The organism is Lysinibacillus sp. F12, from assembly GCF_057773605.1.
Genome location: NZ_JBYMLP010000007.1, coordinates 69,602 through 89,317, shown reverse-complemented (window position 1 = coordinate 89,317; position 19,716 = coordinate 69,602). Strand labels below are relative to the sequence as shown.

The 19,716-nt window shown below is 39.5% G+C and carries 16 protein-coding genes and 1 riboswitch; of the genes, 1 reads left to right on the top strand and 15 read right to left on the bottom strand.

The window, feature by feature from the left end; genetic code table 11:
• Positions 1–29: 29 nt before the first annotated feature.
• The 15 genes from AC3CH7_RS22045 to speB all read right to left on the bottom strand — a co-directional run bounded on the left by AC3CH7_RS22045 (position 30) and on the right by speB (position 17,104).
• Positions 30–881, bottom strand: coding sequence for a 3-hydroxybutyryl-CoA dehydrogenase (locus AC3CH7_RS22045; RefSeq protein ID WP_012292727.1), 852 nt, complete (start codon positions 879–881; stop codon positions 30–32).
• On the bottom strand, positions 881–2,086 hold the full coding sequence (locus tag AC3CH7_RS22040; RefSeq protein ID WP_031418481.1) for an acetyl-CoA C-acetyltransferase: 1,206 nt from the start codon (positions 2,084–2,086) through the stop codon (positions 881–883). The genes AC3CH7_RS22045 and AC3CH7_RS22040 overlap by 1 nt, the downstream gene beginning before the upstream one ends.
• 197 nt (positions 2,087–2,283) lie before the next feature.
• Positions 2,284–4,503 carry a heterodisulfide reductase-related iron-sulfur binding cluster gene (locus AC3CH7_RS22035; RefSeq protein WP_207889618.1) on the bottom strand — a complete coding sequence of 740 codons (2,220 nt, stop codon included), beginning with the start codon at positions 4,501–4,503 and terminating at the stop codon, positions 2,284–2,286.
• Positions 4,504–4,739: 236 nt separating this feature from the next.
• Entirely contained in the window at positions 4,740–5,303 is a 564-nt protein-coding gene (locus tag AC3CH7_RS22030; protein ID WP_031418478.1) for a cob(I)yrinic acid a,c-diamide adenosyltransferase, read from the bottom strand.
• A gap of 12 nt (positions 5,304–5,315) precedes the next feature.
• Positions 5,316–6,776 carry an adenosylcobinamide amidohydrolase gene (locus AC3CH7_RS22025; RefSeq protein ID WP_012292722.1) on the bottom strand — a complete coding sequence of 487 codons (1,461 nt, stop codon included), beginning with the start codon at positions 6,774–6,776 and terminating at the stop codon, positions 5,316–5,318.
• Positions 6,773–7,774, bottom strand: coding sequence for a FecCD family ABC transporter permease (locus AC3CH7_RS22020; protein WP_031418476.1), 1,002 nt, complete (start codon positions 7,772–7,774; stop codon positions 6,773–6,775). Before AC3CH7_RS22020 ends, AC3CH7_RS22025 begins: the two co-directional genes overlap by 4 nt.
• Positions 7,771–8,742 carry an ABC transporter substrate-binding protein gene (locus AC3CH7_RS22015; protein WP_031418474.1) on the bottom strand — a complete coding sequence of 324 codons (972 nt, stop codon included), beginning with the start codon at positions 8,740–8,742 and terminating at the stop codon, positions 7,771–7,773. Before AC3CH7_RS22015 ends, AC3CH7_RS22020 begins: the two co-directional genes overlap by 4 nt.
• A gap of 144 nt (positions 8,743–8,886) precedes the next feature.
• Positions 8,887–9,069: riboswitch (cobalamin riboswitch) on the bottom strand.
• 60 nt (positions 9,070–9,129) lie between these two features.
• Entirely contained in the window at positions 9,130–10,797 is a 1,668-nt protein-coding gene (locus tag AC3CH7_RS22010) for an acyl-CoA dehydrogenase family protein (protein WP_488381889.1), read from the bottom strand.
• A gap of 1 nt (position 10,798) precedes the next feature.
• Positions 10,799–12,301, bottom strand: a complete 1,503-nt coding sequence (locus AC3CH7_RS22005) for a class I adenylate-forming enzyme family protein (protein ID WP_289449498.1) — start codon at positions 12,299–12,301, stop codon at positions 10,799–10,801.
• Complete coding sequence (locus AC3CH7_RS22000; protein ID WP_031418470.1) at positions 12,294–12,683, bottom strand: MerR family transcriptional regulator; 390 nt, start codon at positions 12,681–12,683, stop codon at positions 12,294–12,296. Before AC3CH7_RS22000 ends, AC3CH7_RS22005 begins: the two co-directional genes overlap by 8 nt.
• 219 nt (positions 12,684–12,902) lie before the next feature.
• Positions 12,903–14,570 carry an arginine--tRNA ligase gene (gene argS / locus AC3CH7_RS21995; protein WP_031418468.1) on the bottom strand — a complete coding sequence of 556 codons (1,668 nt, stop codon included), beginning with the start codon at positions 14,568–14,570 and terminating at the stop codon, positions 12,903–12,905.
• Entirely contained in the window at positions 14,570–15,001 is a 432-nt protein-coding gene (locus AC3CH7_RS21990) for a YwiB family protein (protein ID WP_012292715.1), read from the bottom strand. Before AC3CH7_RS21990 ends, argS begins: the two co-directional genes overlap by 1 nt.
• A gap of 154 nt (positions 15,002–15,155) precedes the next feature.
• Positions 15,156–15,788, bottom strand: coding sequence for a membrane protein insertase YidC (yidC, locus tag AC3CH7_RS21985; RefSeq protein ID WP_012292714.1), 633 nt, complete (start codon positions 15,786–15,788; stop codon positions 15,156–15,158).
• A gap of 24 nt (positions 15,789–15,812) precedes the next feature.
• On the bottom strand, positions 15,813–16,088 hold the full coding sequence (locus AC3CH7_RS21980; RefSeq protein ID WP_031418464.1) for a hypothetical protein: 276 nt from the start codon (positions 16,086–16,088) through the stop codon (positions 15,813–15,815).
• Between the two features lie 143 nt (positions 16,089–16,231).
• Complete coding sequence (speB, locus tag AC3CH7_RS21975; protein ID WP_012292712.1) at positions 16,232–17,104, bottom strand: agmatinase; 873 nt, start codon at positions 17,102–17,104, stop codon at positions 16,232–16,234.
• Positions 17,105–17,423: 319 nt separating this feature from the next.
• Here speB and AC3CH7_RS21970 point away from each other — a divergent pair, with 319 nt between their 5' ends.
• On the top strand, positions 17,424–19,478 hold the full coding sequence (locus AC3CH7_RS21970) for a transglycosylase domain-containing protein (RefSeq protein ID WP_012292711.1): 2,055 nt from the start codon (positions 17,424–17,426) through the stop codon (positions 19,476–19,478).
• The last annotated feature ends 238 nt before the right edge of the window (positions 19,479–19,716 follow it).

The following is a 19,716-nucleotide window of genomic DNA, read 5'->3' as shown; positions in this document are numbered from 1 at the left end:
AGCAATTCGATAACCCCATCCCCATAGGATTATTCGTAAATATAAAAGCCTCTTCCAGATTTCTTTCCTAGCCAACCAGCTGCTACATATTTACGAAGCAGTGGACAAGGTCGATATTTACTATCTCCTAGGCCCTCATGTAAAATCTCCATAATGGAGAGACAAGTATCTAAACCAATGAAATCCGCCAATGTTAGCGGTCCCATTGGATGGTTCATTCCAAGCTTCATGACATCGTCAATCGCTTCTTTCGATGCTACCCCTTCGTATAAAGCATAAATAGCTTCATTAATCATCGGAAGTAAAATTCGGTTTGAAATGAATCCTGGAAAGTCATTCACTTCAACTGGCGTCTTCGATAACTTGACTGTCATCTCTTCCACCGCTTTGTATACTTCATCGGTTGTGGCTAAACCACGGATAATTTCTACAAGCTTCATGACAGGTACAGGATTCATAAAGTGCATGCCAATAACTTGCTCTGGTCGATTTGTTACAGCGGCAATTTCTGTAATAGGTAGTGAAGAAGTATTGGTAGCTAATATAGCATGTGCCTGCGCAATACGATCGAGTTGTTTAAAAATAGACTGCTTCACTTCCATATTTTCTACAGCTGCCTCAATGACAATATCTACATCACTAGCATCCTGTAAATCTAGTGACATCGTAATGCGACCCAGAATTGCCGTCTTTTCATCCTCTGTTTTACGACCCTTTTCAACATCACGTGATAGGTTTTTAACAATAACGCCTAGTCCACGCTCGTAAAACTCTTGTTTAATATCGTTCAATTTCACGTCAAAGCCTGCTTGTGCACAAACCTGTGCAATGCCAGAGCCCATTTGCCCTGCACCAATGACCATTACTTTTTGAATTCCCATCAGTTCAGTCCCCCTGTTTTCGGTACTTCAATCATGATTGCATCGCCTTGTCCACCACCTGAACAAATAGCCGCAATGCCGATACCACCGCCCCGACGCTTCAATTCCTGTGCAAGCGTTAAAATGATACGTGCTCCAGAAGCCCCGATTGGATGTCCTAAAGCAACGGCGCCACCATTAACATTCACCTTTTCTGCATCTAGATCCGCTAACTGCTTACTCACTAAAGCTACTGCTGCAAAGGCTTCATTGATTTCAAACAAATCAATATCCGCTAATGACTTATTCGTCTTTTTCAATAGCTTATTAATGACCAGACCTGGTGTTTGAGGGAAATTTTCTGGCTCAATCGCTAGCTCTTCATGACCTATAATTATTGCCAATGGTTCTCTACCTTCGCGTATGGCACGTTCCTCGTTCATCATGACGAGTGCACATGCTCCGTCATTTACACCAGGTGCATTACCTGCAGTAATGGTACCATCCTTATCAAAGGCTGGTTTAAGCTTTGCCAGTATTTCTAAAGAAGTACCTGGTCTTGGTGCCTCATCTTTAATCACAACAAGTGGCTCACCTTTTCGTTGAGGAATTTCAACAGGAACGATCTCTTCTGCAAAATATCCTTTGTCCATCGCTGCTAGTGCACGTTCATGGCTTCGAACTGACCAAGCGTCCTGTTCCTCACGACTTAGAGAGAATTCTTTTGCTGTCGAGTTACCATAGCTGCCCATATGTGGTCTTGCTGGATCGAAAGCACATGTTAGCCCATCATAAAGCATCCCATCGACCATCGTTGAATCACCCATTCGTAAGCCCGTTCGACCATTTAACAGATAATACGGTGCATTAGACATGGACTCCATTCCACCAGCTACAATCACTTCTTCGTCCCCTAAGCGAATCAGTTGATCTGCTAATGTCACTGCACGCATCCCAGACGCACAGACTTTATTAATAGTTTCTGTTTTTACCCCTATTGGTAAATTTGCTTTTATTGCCGCTTGTCGAGAAGGAATTTGCCCCTGTCCCCCTTGTAAAACCGAGCCTAAAATTACCTCATCGACTTCATCAAGTCTCACATTGGATTTCTCTAATGCACCCTTAATTGCAGTGGCTCCTAAATCACTTGCATGTACTGCTGATAAAGAACCACCAAATTTACCAAATGCCGTTCTTGCTCCTGCTAATATTACTGCTCTATTCAAGTAAAACACCCCTTTTGTTTTACGTTCTCGATGAAGTAGTGAAGCATTTTATTGACTGAACGCTCGCTCGACTTCTATCGATGAAAAATGGGAGTTTTTATTTCAACTCCCATTTCCATTTAATCTTATTCTACAAAACAATTTTTTATTGTGCAATTTATATTTTTCAGATAACTAAAATATTTCTACAATAGCAATCATTTTTCTGCGCTTATTTCAGTATTCTCATTTTGATTTGTATTTTCAACTGTCATCACAACTTCTTCCATTGTGTCTTCTACTTCCTCAGTAGTGTTGTCGGCAGTCTTTACTTTTTCTCCAAACACTGAACGCTCCAATAACTCTGCTACGTCGAATGTGCCAATTGAGTCTTCCACTTCTTTAGCCTTTGTACCATCCTCCAGCATTGTTAAGCAGTAAGGACAGCCAGATGAAATAACTGATGCATTGGTTGCTAAAGCCTGTTCTGTACGGGCTACGTTAATACGATTGCCGACATGCTCCTCCATCCACATAAGACCTCCACCTGCACCACAGCACATCGCTGTTTCTCGATTACGTTCCATTTCGACTAACTTCACTCCAGGAATGCCACGCAAAATTTCTCGTGGTGCATCATAGACATCATTGTAACGACCTAAATAACATGAATCATGGAAAACTATTGTTTCATGCACCTCGTGATTTAATGCTAGACGATTCTCTTCAATCAGCTGATTTAATAATTCAGTATGATGATATACTTCGCCTTTCCAACCAAAATCTTGGTATTCATTTTTAAAGATATTGTATGCATGAGGGTCGATTGTAACAATTTTTTTCACGTCATTTTTAACAAACTCATCGATATTGGCGGTAGCTAGCTCTTGGAATAAGAATTCATTTCCTAAACGACGAGGCGTATCACCAGAGTTCTTCTCTTTATTTCCTAAAATTGCGAACTTCACACCTGCTTCGTTTAATAGACGACAGAATGCTAATGCAATTTTTTGAGAGCGGTTATCAAATGCTCCCATTGACCCAACCCATAATAGGTATTCCATTTCCTCGCCAGACTTTTTCAATTCTTTTACTGTAGGGATATTGATAGTTGGATCTAGATCACGCCAATTTTCTTTTTCTTTACGGTTTAGTCCCCAAGGATTTCCCTGTCTCTCGATATTCGTCATCGCACGTTGCGCATCAGGATTTACTTTTCCCTCTGTCATTGTTAAATAACGACGTAAATCAATAATTTTATCGACATGCTCGTTCATTACTGGACATTGATCTTCACAGTTACGACAAGTCGTACAAGCCCAAATCTCTTCCTCTGTAATCACATCACCAATTAATGCTGGGCTGTAGATATCTTCAATCACTGCACCTTCAGCACCAGCTGCCATCGCAAGCTGATTTCCCTTTGTATTGGCAAAGAATTGATAAGGCACCCAAGGCTTTTGCTTAGTTACAACAGCACCTGTAAATGTTAAATGATCTCGTAATTTCACGATTAAATCCATAGGAGACAGCATTTTTCCTGTCCCTGTTGCTGGACACATGTTTGTACAACGTCCACATTCTACACAAGAATACAAATCTAGCATTTGTTTTTGTGTGAAGTCCTGTATGCGTCCCACCCCAATAGAAGGCATATCCTCTTCACTTTCAGCATTTTCTAATGCTTCGAAATCAATGGGTGCTAAAGTTCCTGTTCGATCTAAACGATTCATATAAACATTTAGCGGACTTACAATTAAATGGAAATGCTTAGACTGTGGTACATACACAAGGAATGTTAAAAGAATTAATAAATGTGCCCACCACATGACATAAAATACACCAGCGGCTACTGACGCAGGTAGGAAACCAAAAATAGCAGCAATACTAGAAGCGACTGGCTCCGTATAAGTTAATCCCTCTCCATGCCAAATTAGTCCCATACCATTCGCAATTAACGTCGATACCATTAAGCCACCAATGAAAATTAATACAAGACCGTTTTTCCAGCCACGTTTTAAACGTACTAGCTTTTCAACATAGCGGCGGTAAAATGCCCAGACAACCGCTACCAAAATCATTAAAACCACAAGTTCTTGGAAGAATGTAAAGACTCCATAGAAAATACCTAGTGGTAAATGTGAGCCTGGTGCTAATCCTTTCCAAATTAAATCAATTGCCCCTAGCTGTACCATTAAAAATCCATAGAAGAACATAACATGGATTAAACCACTCTTTGGATCTTTTAATAGCTTATTTTGGCCAAATACGTTGACCATAATATAGCGAAGACGCTCTTTTACACTTTCATCAAACTCAACCTTTTTCCCCAACTGCACATACTTATAGCGTGTTTTCAACAGATAGAAGAACAATCCTACTGCATAAAGTACAACCACGACTGTTAAGACAATGTTAGCAATTAATAATGGACTCATGGTTGATCCCCCCTTGTTTGTCGTAATTTTTCTCTCTTTGTGATAAATTTGCTAGCTCATACGAAAATGTTCATCATTTCGATATTATATTCCTATTCTAATAAATGAGTGAGCATTCAGTCAACATAAAACGGAAATATTTCTGATAATTTTATATTCTTACATTTTACAAGAAAAAAAGCCACCCTGAATTTTTTCAAAGTAGCATTTTTTTACTTTCTGTAGAAAACTATATTTTAGTTTTTAAAGACGTTACCACTGCGAATATATTCAACATCCGCAACCTGTAATCGAGCATTTACAACACGTGCAGCCGCAAATAAATAATCTGATAATCGATTTAAATATTTTTGTACAACTTTCGGCACATCTTCAACTTCTTTCATAAGTGTGACCATTTCACGCTCTGCTCGACGAGCAACCGTACGTGCAATGTGTAAAGTCGCAGCTGCTGGGGCCCCTCCTGGTAAAATAAAACGTTGTAATGGTGGCGCTTCATCTGATAGTGCATCAATACGAGCCTCTAGCACTTCAATTGGTTGCTCTGTAAGCTTATAATGTCGTTCTTTCATCACGTTTGCCAGATCACCACCAGCATCGAACAGCTCATGTTGAATGGTTTCTAGGTCTGTTAAAATATCTTTGAAAAGTGCTTGGTCTAATTCACTTACTGCTTTACCAATAAAAGAATTTAATTCATCAATCGCCCCATACGTTTCAACACGCAAACTATCTTTATCAACGCGTCCTCCGATAAGACTTGTTTTACCCGTATCCCCTGTTTTTGTGTAAAGCTTCATTTCGCTCATCTCCTAAAATTCATTTTTATAATTTCTGATAGCCTGAACTGTAGTTTCAAAAACACCCTTTGCAATCATTTTACCAACCTCCGTAATGGGGCCACCATATAACATTTCTTTCCCTTTTTGAGTTGCAGCAATTAAAAGACTATCTGTAGCAGTACCAGTAGCAATAGTTCCACTACGCTCATCACGAATATTTTCTGATTGCAGAGCCTTCGTTTTCGCCTCCGTAGCTGTCATCATAGCTTGAAAAAATGCTTCCTCTGATAAACAGCCATTTATAATTACCCATGTGTTAATAGTACCAATATATGGCTGATCTTGCCTTTCATGCACACGGGATACATCTACTGCATTGCCTACTCCAGCAGTAACAGCTACTATTACACTGCCAAATGGTGCAGCCCATTCATTGATCGCCACAAGGGCTGTTGGCACTGCCGTCAGCATGACAACTGTATTCGTGGGTGAAAAATGACCTTTTTGCAAAAATTCATTAACTTCTCTTTTTACATCACTGATCACATAGTCACCAGGTACAGAGCGGTTTAACAAGCAATTATGCCATCCTATACCGGGGTTATGGACAGCAGATGATACCGTTTTTAAAGGAATCTCTGATTGAAGTTGTATAAATTGTTCTGTTATTTTAAAATGTTCTTTTTTTATTACAGCTCGCTGTTGATGGTCGCTTGCAGCAGGCATCATTGTAATTTGTGGTTTAGGAATTTCTGGATGAGCATAAGTAGCTACTCGTGCTTGGTAAATTTCTTCTATTTGTGAAGCAATTAATACTTCATGTGGTGCCCCAAAAGCTCTCATTTGTCCACTCTCCATGAGCAATAATTCATCACAATAGAGAGAGGCTAAATTCATATCGTGTAATACCATCACTACTGTTAATCCACACTCGACTGCTTCCTTCCGAACCATATCTAAAATTTGACGTTGATGGGCAATGTCTAAATGATTTGTCGGCTCATCTAGCAGTAAAATTTCCGCAGTTTGAGCAAGGGCCTGTGCAACAAAAACTCTTTGCTGTTCGCCTCCCGATAAAAATTCCATAGGTGTATGCTCATAACGTTTTATACCTGTTTGCAGCATTGCATGTTGAACCGCTTGTTCATCTTGCTCAGACCAACTTGAAAAAAAGCCCGTTTGATGTGGATAACGTCCAAGCGAAATAGTCTCTCTTACACTGTTTGAGAAAGCATTCGCATGAAGCTGTGGTAAAACAGCCATTTTTTTTGCTAAAGCACGGGCATTGTAGGACAGAATGTTTTGTCCATCAATAGAAATTGTGCCCTCAACAGCTGGTAGAATACCACTCATTACCTTTAATAATGTGGATTTCCCACTACCATTTGGCCCTAATATGCCAAGAATTTTTCCTTTCTCAACCGTAAAGCTTATATCCTTGACGATTGGTACGTCTTCATAACCACCTGATAGATGTTCAACAAAAATCACGCCCGCACCCCCTTGCTTCTCCGTTGTTTATAAAAAATATAGGAAAAAACAGGCGCTCCAATAAATGCAGTAATGACACCAATGGGCAGTTCCCTTGGCAGGATGATTGTTCTTGCGACTAAATCACAAATTATAAGTAATGTTGCACCATTAAAAAATGATAATGGCAGTAAATGACGGTGATCAGAACCCCAAATCATTCTTGTCATATGTGGTACAACCAACCCTACAAAGCCAATTGTGCCTGAAACAGCTACCGCTGCTCCAGTCAGCATAGAACCACCTACTAAAATCAAATACTTACTACGTTTTACATTGACACCTAAATGCTTCGCTCTTTCTTCCCCATATAATAAAACATTAAGCTCACGTCTCTGCGTCCACAGCATAAGGGAACCCACAATAACGAATGGGATAATCATTTGAACATACGGCCAACCACGCATAGATACAGAACCCAGTAGCCAGCCGATTACTTGGCGTAGCTCCTCTCCCGATAAGGCAATCATTAACGAGATTAACGACCCTAAAAATGAACTAAAGATAACGCCCGTTAAAATAAGGGTTTCCATCTTTAGCGAACGGTCTACTATTCTAGCAAAGCTCATAACTACAACCATTGTAATGATTGCGCCTATCATGCTAAAGGTAGGTAAGGCATACAAGCCTACAACAGGTATCGAAATATTAAAAAAAATTGTCATGACTGCACCGACAGAAGCACCGGATGAAATACCTAATGTATATGGATCTGCTAGCGGATTTTTTAGCAAGCCCTGGAAAGCTGCTCCCGCAATAGCGAGAGCAGCCCCTACTAGCCCTGCTAAAAGCACACGAGGCAAGCGAATTTTCCAAAAGATATTGGCAGCCGTTTCATCAACTGACTGATTCCACAGCACTTCTATCGGAATATGAACAGAGCCTATAGCTACGCCACACCAAATGCTAATGATAAAAAGCGTACATGTTAATACATAGGCTGTTACTACTTTTTTCACTTAAATACCTCAGGGTAGATGGCTTTTGCTAACTCCTCAAGACCATCCGCTAAACGCGGTCCTTGACGGCTTGTTGTGCTTTCATCTACTTGCACAATGGCATTATTTTTCACTGCATTTATTGTATCGAAACCAGCACGCTTTGGTATTTTTGTTAAAATATCAGGTACATAGCTATATGTCACCACGATGACATCTGGATTTTTTGTGATAATTTGTTCTGCACTAATTTCATACCAATTATCACCATCTGCTGCTACATTTTTTGCATGAATCATCTCCAGCATTGCGTTCATAAATGTGCCTTGACCAGCTGTATAAATATTAGGTTCGTCAGAGGCCTCTACAAAAACATTCTTAGGTTCAACGTCTTTCACTTTCTCCTGTACTGCTTCTACTTTCGCCTTCATGTCAGCAATGATGTTTTCAGCCTCTGGTAATTTCCCTGTGGCACGACCAAGCTGTTCAATCGTTGTATAGGTTTCATTAAAATTCTGGGCATTTTTTACAACAAATACTTTCACGCCCGCCGATTCAAGCTGTGCAATGGCTGATTCTGAAAGAGACATGCTAGATTCATGTGCAAAAACGATGTCTGGCTTTAAGGCAATAATTTGTTCAATATTGTACTCCATGCCACCAACCTTATCCTTTTCAGCTACCTCTGGTGGATAATCGTCATTGTCTGTAACCCCGACTATTTCATCCTTTAAACCTAGGCCAAATAATATCTCTGTATTACTTGGAATAAGTGACACTATTTTCTCAGGAGGGGCCTCTAGAGTCATCTCCTTTCCAATAGCATCCGTTATAGTTATTGGAAATGTTGCCTCTTCCACCTTAGACGTTTCTTGTTGTGTTTGCTCCTCTGTAGCTGCGGACTTGTCATTTTTCGCCTCTTGTCCACAAGCTGCTAGCAACCCTATCGTTAAAAATGCCGATACTCCTATTTTCCAAAATTTCTTCATGTGAATCCTCCTTCGTAGATTTGTGCGTTCATGTGTTAGAAGTGTTCTTCCATCAAAATAAGACCCCTCATCTTCGAATGATGAGGGGTCAAAATCGCACCAAAAAACTGATACAAAATCCACCATCCTATCCTCGTAGGCTGTCATGTCTATGCTATAAAGGCAGGTCTCCTGGCTTGTGCTCATTACGTTTTTTCAAGCCTTCCCGAAATTTTCAGTGGCATTATTTGAAAAAACTCACACTTACAGTGGCGGGACCGCATCGGAATTACACCGATTTCCCTTTTCACTTTACATAAGTAAAGAACCTTTATAATATTCAGTTGAATTATATTATACATGAAATTAAAAGAAGTCGCCTCTATATCAAGGCGACTCCAAAGGTTGTTAGACAATTTCATCAAAATACTGTACGGTTTTCATCGAAGCACCAATCGGTCGTAATGACCAAGTTTGCTCTAAATAAACATCCGCAAGTTTTTCATATTTCCCACCAAATTTTTGTGCCCATTCAACTGCGATGACACTTTCATATAAATGAGCCATTTTTTGGGCAACATCCTTTGCTTCAAACGTTTTTGTAGCTTCATCGAGAGCACTAAAAATTTGTAATGTTGCCGATAGTTTAGTTAATTGCTCTTGAACGATTTTCACTAATGAATGGTCTGTTAATACTTCTAATCGCTCGCTCATCTCTTGAACAAACAATTCATGTGCTCTGTATTTATCCACTAAGCGAATAAGCTCCAACGCTAGTATATTAGCCGTACCCTCCCATACAGTCAACACTTGCGCATCCCTTAGTAAGCGTGGTGTTACAAAGTCTTCAATATAGCCATTCCCGCCATGTAGCTCAATTGCTTCACTTGCATAATGAACTGCCTGCTCTGCCGTTTCCTTTTTCATAATGGCAATATATAAACGATTCATTATGATGTCTTGTTCTGTCCCCTGACCACTTGTCACTTTGTCGTATAATTGAATAAGATCAAAAATCGTGGCTACTTCAACATGCAGCTTAGCAGCATATTTACCCAATGTATCCTGAATCATAGGGTACTGTGTTAAAGGTTTACCAAAGGCATATCGATTTGACACATAATGCTTCGCCTCCAAGAAGCCACGGCGCATAATACCAATGGATGCCACTGCATTACAAATTCTTGATAAATTAAGCGCCTCCAACATATAATAAATCCCTTTATTTGGATCACCAACTACATAGGCGAGTGCTCCATCAAACTCTACCTCACCAGATGGAACGGCTTTCACACCTAATTTATCTTTGAGTCGTCGAATACGAAGATGGTTAACCGATCCATCTTCATTTCGCCATGGAACTGCAAATAGAGTTAATCCTTTAGAGCCTGCTTGTGCACCATCTATTCGTGCCAACACCATTGCAACCCCACACATTCCAGCATTAGACGCGAAATACTTTTCACCATAGAGGCGGTACTCATTCCCTACAAGTTTTGCTTCTACTACATTTGCACCAACATCTGAGCCTCCTTGACGTTCTGTTAAAAATGTCGCCCCCTCATATAGCTCTAAATCGCCTGTTGCACAAACATGTGGTAAGAAACGCTGCTTAACTTCTTCCTCTGCATAATGGTCTAATAAATAGGCAGTGGCCATCGTTAATGTCACAGGGCAATAAAAACCGGGCTCTGCATGTGACAGTAAATAACCTTGCGCAAAGCTATAGACATAATTCCCCTTGTGACCTAGTTGGGGAATATCCTTATGCACATAACCAACAATACCCGTATTATATGTCTCTTCAATTGTTTTTTTGTAGCCGTCATTGACCCACACCTCTGAGACCTCTTCACCATAGGCATTATACCTTTGAAGGCGAGGCTCCCCTTGTCGATCGGTATGTTTCGCCCTCACGTCTATAGCGCCAGCACATAGCTCACCAAAGTCCGTCAATTCTCGATGCGCATAAGATGAAAATTCTTTACCCAACATCATTTCCAACACTTTCTGAAGCGTTTCATCACCTGTAAAGAAATTGCTTGTACGTGCTATTTCCTGTTGTAAAACTTTCATGCTATCTCACCTCTTGTCCTTTCAAAGATTGCTTTAAAATTTTGCCTGAGGCATTCCGTGGTAGCGCTTCCACTTTTTCAAAAATACGTGGTAATTTATACTTAGCAAGCCGCCCCTCTAAAAAATCTTTTAGAGCATCTTCATCAATATCCTGTTTAGCCGAATAAACAGCCTTCACTGTCTCACCCCATTGTGGATGTGGAACACCAATTACTGCCGCTTCAAATATCCCCTCAAAGCTTAAAAGGCAATCTTCTATTTCTTTCGGGTAAATATTGACTCCACCAGAAATAATCACATCTTTCTTTCGATCAACAATCCAAATAAAACCGTCTTCATCCATACGAGCGAGATCCCCTGTTTTTAACCAGCCGCCTATAAATGCCGCATTGGTTGCCACTTCATCTCTGTAGTAACCGAGCATATTACCCTCACCAAATAAAACGATTTCCCCTACTTCTCCTGCTGGTACATCTTCGCCATGGTCGTTAACAATACGTATCTCTGTACCTAAAGGTGCACGTTGACCAATACTCCCAGCCTTTTCTTCATGCTCCTTACCAAAAAGCAATGATCCACTTGGCCCCGCCTCTGTTAATCCATAAACACATGTTAAATTAGTTGTGCGGAATGACTGTTGAATAAAACGAACTTCGTTTTCGGATAACGGTGCTCCTCCATATACCCACCATTTCATAGAGGACAAATCAGCTGATTGCAATCTTGGCATCTGTGCTGTTAATAAATAAGCAACAGGTGCTCCAAAAAAATGGGTCGTTTTTTCCTGTTCAATGGAATCCATCAATAAGTCTGGCGTGAAAGTTGGTGTTAATACATTTGTAGAACCTACAAGTACACCTGCCATTAAGAATAAATGTAATGGTGCGGAATGGGTTAATGGCATCATCAGCAATATACGGCTTTCAGGCTTGACCTCCATTTCAACTGCAATCATTTGCGCAACCGTTAAAATATTTCGATAGCTAAACAATACGCCCTTCGGTTTCCCAGTTGTACCTGATGTGTACAAAATAGTCGAAGCATCATCCTCGTTTAACTGACATTCAATCGTATGAGCACTGGCACTTTGAATCATTGTTTCATACTGAAGCCAGCCCGCTACTTGCTGCCCTGTTTTAATTTTCAACGGGATTACGGCAATATGCTGGACTGCCGCAAAAATGGCTTCATGAGCAATAATTGCTTTTGCCTCAGCATGCTGTGCCACATACTCTACTTCTTGTAATGTAAACTTAGCATTGACCGGAACGACAATAGCACCCATTCGCTGAATAGCAAAATAGCTCACGACAAACTCTACAACGTTAGGCATAAAAATCAGAACTTTATCTCCCTGCCTTACACCCTGTTCTAATAAAGCATGACTAAAACGGGTCACTTGCTCATCTAAATCATGATAGGTCACTCTTCTACCATGACAAATAACAGCTTCCCTTTTTGGATACTTACGGGCATTACGTGCTAATAAATCGGAACTATTCATCGTGCATCTCTCCCCTTAAAGTCGTTAATTTTTCATTAAACATGCCATGCATTTGTTGTAATTCATTTCTCATTTGCGTAAGCTCAGCTATTTTACTATCAATCTCTTGAATTTTTTGCTCTCCGTATTCAACGGTTCGCTCCAATTGCTGAATCCCAGAGCGATCAAAGTCAAAAAGTAACACCATCTCCTTGATTTCCTCCAATGAAAAGCCGTAACGCTTTCCTCTTAAAATAAGCTTGAGCTTCGCTAATTCTTTTTTCGAAAAGGTTCGTTGATTCGTAGATGAACGTTGAGGACAAAGAAGACCAAGCTCCTCATAATAACGAATTGTGCGTGTGGACACATCGAACTCCTGAGCCACCTCCTGAATCGTCTTCATAATCGTCTCCCCCCTCCTATATGGCATCAGTATACCATTGACGTTAACGTTAACTTCAACAAAATTTTCGCAATTAACAGAAAAATATAGTTCGAAGCAGAAATTTCAGGGTTAGCCGAAACTTTTGTATATCTATCTGCCATTTTTTAATGGTGTTAACCACTTTTATCCATTAAAAAAGCCCCTAACATTTTACCTGTTAGGGGCCAAAATTGATTATTACATTTTTTCTGGTGCTGATACGCCGATTAAACGAAGTGCATTGGCAATTGTTGTACGAACAGCCGTAATTAATGCTAAGCGAGCTTCTGTTAGCTCTTTGTTTGAAGCATCTAATACTTTTTCTGCATTATAGAAGCTATGGAAAGCAGCAGCCGTTTCTTGAATATAGTTTGCGATACGATGTGGTGTACGGTGTTTCGCCGCGTCAGCAACCACTTGTGGGAAATCGCCTATCTTTTTCAGTAAATCAATTTCTTTCTCAGCTGTTAACAGGGTAAGGTTTTCACTTGTAGCAGCAAAACCTTGTTCATTGGCTGAACGTAAGATTGATGAAATACGTGCATGTGCATATTGTGCATAATACACTGGATTTTCATTGGATTGCGATACAGCAAGGTCAAGGTCAAAGTCCATATGAGAATCGCCTGCTGTTTTTACGAAGAAGTAACGAACAGCATCTAAACCAACCTCTTCCACAAGCTCACGCATTGTTACTGCATTTCCTGTACGTTTAGACATTTTGAATTTCTCACCATTTTTATAAAGCTGAACCATCTGAATTACTTCTACTTCCAATGTATCGCGATCATAGCCCAGTGCTTGAATGGCAGCTTTCATACGTGGAATATAGCCGTGATGATCAGCTCCCCAAATATTGATTAATTTATCAAAGCCACGGACAATTTTATCTTCATGATAAGCAATATCTGGCGTTAAATATGTGAATGAACCATCGTTTTTAATTAATACACGGTCTTTATCATCACCAAAAGTTGTTGAGCGGAACCAAGTGGCACCATCCTCTTCAAACACATGACCATTTGCTTTTAATTTATCTAATGCCACTTCAATTTTCCCGTTTTCATAAAGAGACGTTTCAGAATACCAGACATCAAAGTTCACACGGAAGTTTGCTAGGTCTGTTTTTAATTTGTCTAATTCTAACGCTAAACCATGCTGACGGAAGAATGCAAAACGTTCTTCATCTGATTTTGCTAGGATTGCATCACCATGCTCCTTTGCTAGCTTGCCAGCAATTTCTATAATGTCTGGGCCATGATAACCGTCTTCTGGCATTTCAGCATCCAATCCTAGTGCCTGCTTATAACGAGCTTCTAATGAGTAAGCCAGATTATTAATTTGGTTCCCTGCATCATTAATATAGTACTCGCGAGAGACACTGTAGCCAGCCATATCTAATACATTACATAATGAATCTCCAACAGAGGCACCCCGTGCATGTCCTAAATGAAGATCTCCTGTAGGGTTAGCCGAAACAAACTCTATTTGAATCTTCTCCCCTGCGCCGGCATTTGAACGACCATAGTCATTACCTTGCTCAAGCACCTGTGTAACTACCCCTGTCAGGAAATCTTTACGGACTGTAATATTCATAAAACCAGGACCGGCAATATCAATTTTTTCAATATCTGTTCCTGCAGTATCTAGGTTTTCTAAAATAGCTTCTGCAATAGCACGAGGTGGCTTCTTCGCTAGCTTTGTTAACTGCATAGCAATGTTTGTTGCATAATCACCATTTGCTTTATCCTTTGGTGTTTCCAGGTGAATCATTAATTCTGTGTCGGCCTCCACTAAGCCAGCCTTTTTAACGGCTTGAGCCAACGCTGCTTTTATAGCCTGTTGTACTTGTTCTACTGCGTTCATCATTGTACCTCCGTAAATGTAATATCTAATGTATAATTGCCAACGGATTGCCCACCCATTAGTAAATCGTACTGTACATGGAAATCTCCGCTTTCTGCCCTGTTCGTAAACGACATTTTCTTCGTATCGATAACGAGTGGCATGGAGCCAAACTCACCTTCATAATGCCCTTTTTGTTGTTCAATTATGTTCAGTGGTAACCGCATACTGACCGCTCCAGCACGCATAATAAGTGCCTTCTCATGGCCTAACTTCATAGTCGTGCGGATGGTTTTATCCTCCTGCACTTCATCATATTTCAAATACAAGCTTCCTGCTTTTTCAAGTAGCTGCCCTTTGAGCCACATTTCATAACTTTCGGATTCTCCATCACTTGGACGAATCGTAGAAATGAGCTTAATGTTTACTTGCGATCTTACTTCGTTCGCCATAACGGACGCTCCCTTTTTAATCTTTTACTATAACCTTTTTATTATAGGATGAATACCAATGTTTTTTCAAGATAGAAGTCAATCAGGGCGAAACTACTAAGGATATTCATGCAATAAAAAATCCTCCCTTCTAAAGAGAGAGGATTTTCACAATTTATCTATACCATTTTTTTATAATCAATTGCTGAATCATTAATAATAAAGCACTCACAGTCCAATATATAGGAATAATCGCTGGATTAAACAAACTAAAAATTAGAATCATGATAGGATTGATGAACACCAGCACCTTCACATTCATTGGTTGGTTTTTATCTAACGAGAGCCAACTTTGCATGAAATAGATGACACAAGCAATTATTGAAATCCCGATATCCACTGTGCCCAAATTCATCCAAAGAAAATTTTCACTGGCAATCACTGTATCTAGCTTAATCGCATAGTACAGTGAAAATAACACAGGCAATTGAATGATGATTGGTAAACAACCTAATAATGAGCTTTTCAATGAATCTGAAGTTAATTCTTGTATTTTTTGTTGAACCGTTATTTTTTCTGACTCATCATTACTATTCTTCAATTTAGCAGTAAGTACATCTAATTCAGGTTTAATAACTGTCATTAATTCCTTTGAATGCTTTTGGTGCTTGGCCGATTTAATAAAAAGCGGCATAAGTATGACTCTCACCGCAATCGTGATGCTAATGACACCAATTGCATAGCTTCCTGTAAAAGAATGAATGAAATGAATGAAATAAATGATTGGTTGCGTTAAAAAAGTAAACAATGATTCTCCTCCTAGTTTTAAAGTTTAAATAAAACTAGGAGACATACTTTCTTCCTCATTGTTTTCTGACGTTCTTATACATAGAACGAACCACGTTAGCAAAGGTGGAGTCCAAGTATTAGTGATGTCATAATCTACTTCAATCTCTTCATCTTGTATTTCTTGAACCATTAATTTATTGGCGAAATATAGCTGTAAATTAACACAGAAAACGGTTAAAACGAACGAAGCTAATAGCCAAAAATATTCCATTGTGCTCATAAAGATAAATAAATCATTCATGAGAAGAGACCAAATCACAATACTCCTCCTTCCCTTTTTATATATAAAAATTATATTCGTATTGTGAATATTGAGTCAAATAATACCTTTTTCTTATTAAATCGACTAATTAAAAAGTGGGGCTAGCCATAGCTACCCCCATCTAATTGTGTTTATTTAAATTATTTTACCCAGCCTAAAATCATTTCACGCAATAACTTAGAAGCTGTGTTAGCTGTCATTTCAGATGTATCATAAATTGGTGCTACTTCCACTAGATCAAAGCCTACAACATTTACACCGCTTGCTGCAATGGCATGAATGGAAGCTAGTAATTCTTTCGCCGTAATACCACCGCAATCAACTGTACCAGTGCCCGGTGCATGGGCTGGATCTAACACGTCGATATCGATCGTTACGTAAACATTACGACCTGCCAACGTTGGTAGAACTTCCTTTAACGGCTCCAATACTTCAAACTTAGAAATATGCATACCGTTTTCCTTCGCCCAATCAAATTCCTCTTTCATCCCTGAACGAATACCAAATGAATAAACATTTTTTGGCCCGATATGTTCGGCAATTTTGCGAATCGGTGTAGAGTGAGAAAGTGGTTCTCCCTCATACTCCACCCGTAAATCTGTGTGAGCATCAAAGTGAATGATAGCTAGGTCATCGTATTTTGCAGATACTGCTTTCATGACAGGCCAAGACACTAAGTGTTCGCCCCCCATACCAACAGGGATTTTCCCATCAGCTAATAACTTTTCAATAAATTTTTCAATTTCATCTAATGAACGTTGTGCATTTCCAAATGGCAATGGAATATCGCCTGCATCGAAATACTTTACTTCTTCAAGCTCACGATCTAAATATGGGCTGTACTCTTCAAGTCCGATTGATACCTCACGGATACGTTGTGGGCCGAATCGTGAACCTGGACGATAACTTACTGTCCAATCCATTGGCATACCATAAATGACTGCCTGAGCATCCTTATATGTAGGATGACTTTTTATAAATACATTTCCTGAATACGCTTCATCAAATCTCATTGCTAGACCTCCGTTATAAATAAAATATTATTTTGAAAAACAACTTATCTTAAAGTCCATTATTATGGCTTACAGGATTGTAATGAAACCTGTATCCTTTTATCCTCGTATACATTATTGGAACGTCTAGCAAAATTCGATTAAAATCTACAAAGCGTGATTTTCTTGTCGAATGCCAGCGTTTCAAGTAGTACAAAAAAAGTATAGATGTTTTTGAATAAAGTGCAATAGTTTTTAGGTAGAATTTCGATTAAAGATGAATGTTCGAACACATACTAACATTAAGTTCGAAGTTGTGAGAAAACGAGGTGAGAGTCGGATGAAACGAAAAAGCTATCATCGAAAGCAAAAGCGTGTAAAGCGCACACGGAAATCACTTACTTATTTTGTCGCCTTTGCAACTGCAATTGTCGTAGCATTTGTAGCACTACGCATCTATGTTCAAGTGGCTGGTGCACCGCCTTTAACCGTACCTAAAGCCTCCATTTTCTTAGATGAAAATGAGAACCAAATTGGAGACCACTTTACAAATCAACGACGTTATTGGGTTGGCCTCGAAGAGATGTCACCTTATTTAAAAGAAGCAGTAGTAGCTGTTGAAGATAAAGATTTTTATAAACATGGTGGCTTTGACTATTCACGTATTGCTGGTGCGATTTTAGTGGATATTAAAGCTGGAGGAAAGGTACAAGGAGCGAGTACAATTACCCAGCAATATGCACGTAACCTCTATCTTTCTCATGAGAAATCTTGGACACGTAAATTAAATGAAGCTCTGTATGCTTATAGATTAGAAGTTTTTTATGATAAAGACGAAATTTTAGAGGGTTATTTAAATACAGTCTATTACGGTCATGGGATGTATGGTGTTGAAGCAGCCAGTCGATTTTACTTTGGAAAGTCTGCTCGTGATTTAACGCTTGCAGAGGCAGCCATGTTAACAGGTGTACCAAAGGGTCCAAGTATCTATTCGCCAATCGCTAATTTGGACAAGGCTACAAATCGCCAACATGTTATTTTAAAGCTTATGGCAGATCAAGGAGCCATTTCACAAGAAGAAAAAACTCGTGCAGAAAATGAACAACTTGTTTTGAAAAATGATAGTTGGGTAGCAACCAAATCTGTTGCCCCCTATTTCCTAGATGTTGCTTGGCAAGAAGCGAGTGAAATTTTAAAATCAAAAAACCTGGATATTAGTGAGGGTGGCTGGACGATTCAAACGACCTTGAATCTTGAACATCAAAAAGCAGCCGAAGAAGCAGTGGCAAAAAACATGCCTGCTAATGACCTTCAAACAGCCTTTGTTAGCATGGAATCTAAAACAGGTGCTGTCACGGCATTAGTAGGTGGACGTGACTATGCAGTAAGTTCTTTTAACCGTGTGACACAGGCTAAACGTCAACCAGGTTCTACTATTAAGCCTATTTTATATGCGGCTGCTTTAGAAAACGGATACACTCCACTTACTTTTTTAGATGTGGGTGAAACAACATTTACTTATGATAACGGACGAGGAACATATGCCCCTAAAAATGTGAATGGGCAGTTTGCTGATCATGAAATGACTATGGCACAAGCTATTGCAATTTCAGATAATATTTATGCTGTGAAGACATTAGAGGACATTGGCTTCAAGGAATTTCACGATATGGCGAACCGTTTTAATGTAGGAATTGGTGCAAAGGATAATTTATCAATAGCACTTGGCACAATCGAAACAACGTTATATGAAATGACAAATGCCTACAATGTTTTAGCATCACAAGGGCAGCAAACAACTCCGACGGCAATTGTATCCATAAAAAACGCTAATGGAGATGTGATTTATGAAAACAAGGGTGTTACGAAAAAGTCGGAGACCGCTATTTCCAAAGAGAATGCATTTATCTTAACGGAAATGATGACAGGTATTTTTGACCCTGTATTCAGCGATTACTCACCTGCAACAGGTATAAGCATTCGCTCACGTATGACCCATACTTATGCAGCAAAATCAGGGTCTACCAATAGCGACCAGTGGCTCATTGGTTTTACACCAAGTCTAACTGCTGGAGTCTGGAATGGCTATGACCAAGGGAAAAATCTAACGACAAAAGAAGATACTGCAGCGACAAAGCAAATATGGATAGACTTTATGGAGGCTGTAAATAAAGGAACAAAAAATGAAGACTTCAAAAAGCCAAAAGGTGTTGAAGGTGTTGTCATTGATATCGAAACAGGTAAATTAGCGACCGATGCTTGTCCTAAACAACGCCTTGTATATATGGAATCTAAGGATGTACCAACTGAAAAATGTACAAACTTCGACATTCTTGACAGTAATACATGGGGAGAATTTTGGAATATGCTTCCATTCTCGATCTTTAAGGACTAAGAAAAACCAGCATTAATCAGGAAACCTTTTTAAACCTAATACGTTTTAAGCTATGAAGGCTCTCGACAAAGTAACAGATATACGAAAAATAAGAAAAGCTTTCTCTTCCCCGGAGACGTGTCCGTGGGAACAGAAAGCTTTTCTTTTTATGGTTTGCGAAGTATGAGCATCATGGGGCATTTGGCTTGGGTTTGGGTTGTTCAAATGCCGCATAGCGCTCATCACTTTCGCGAAACCA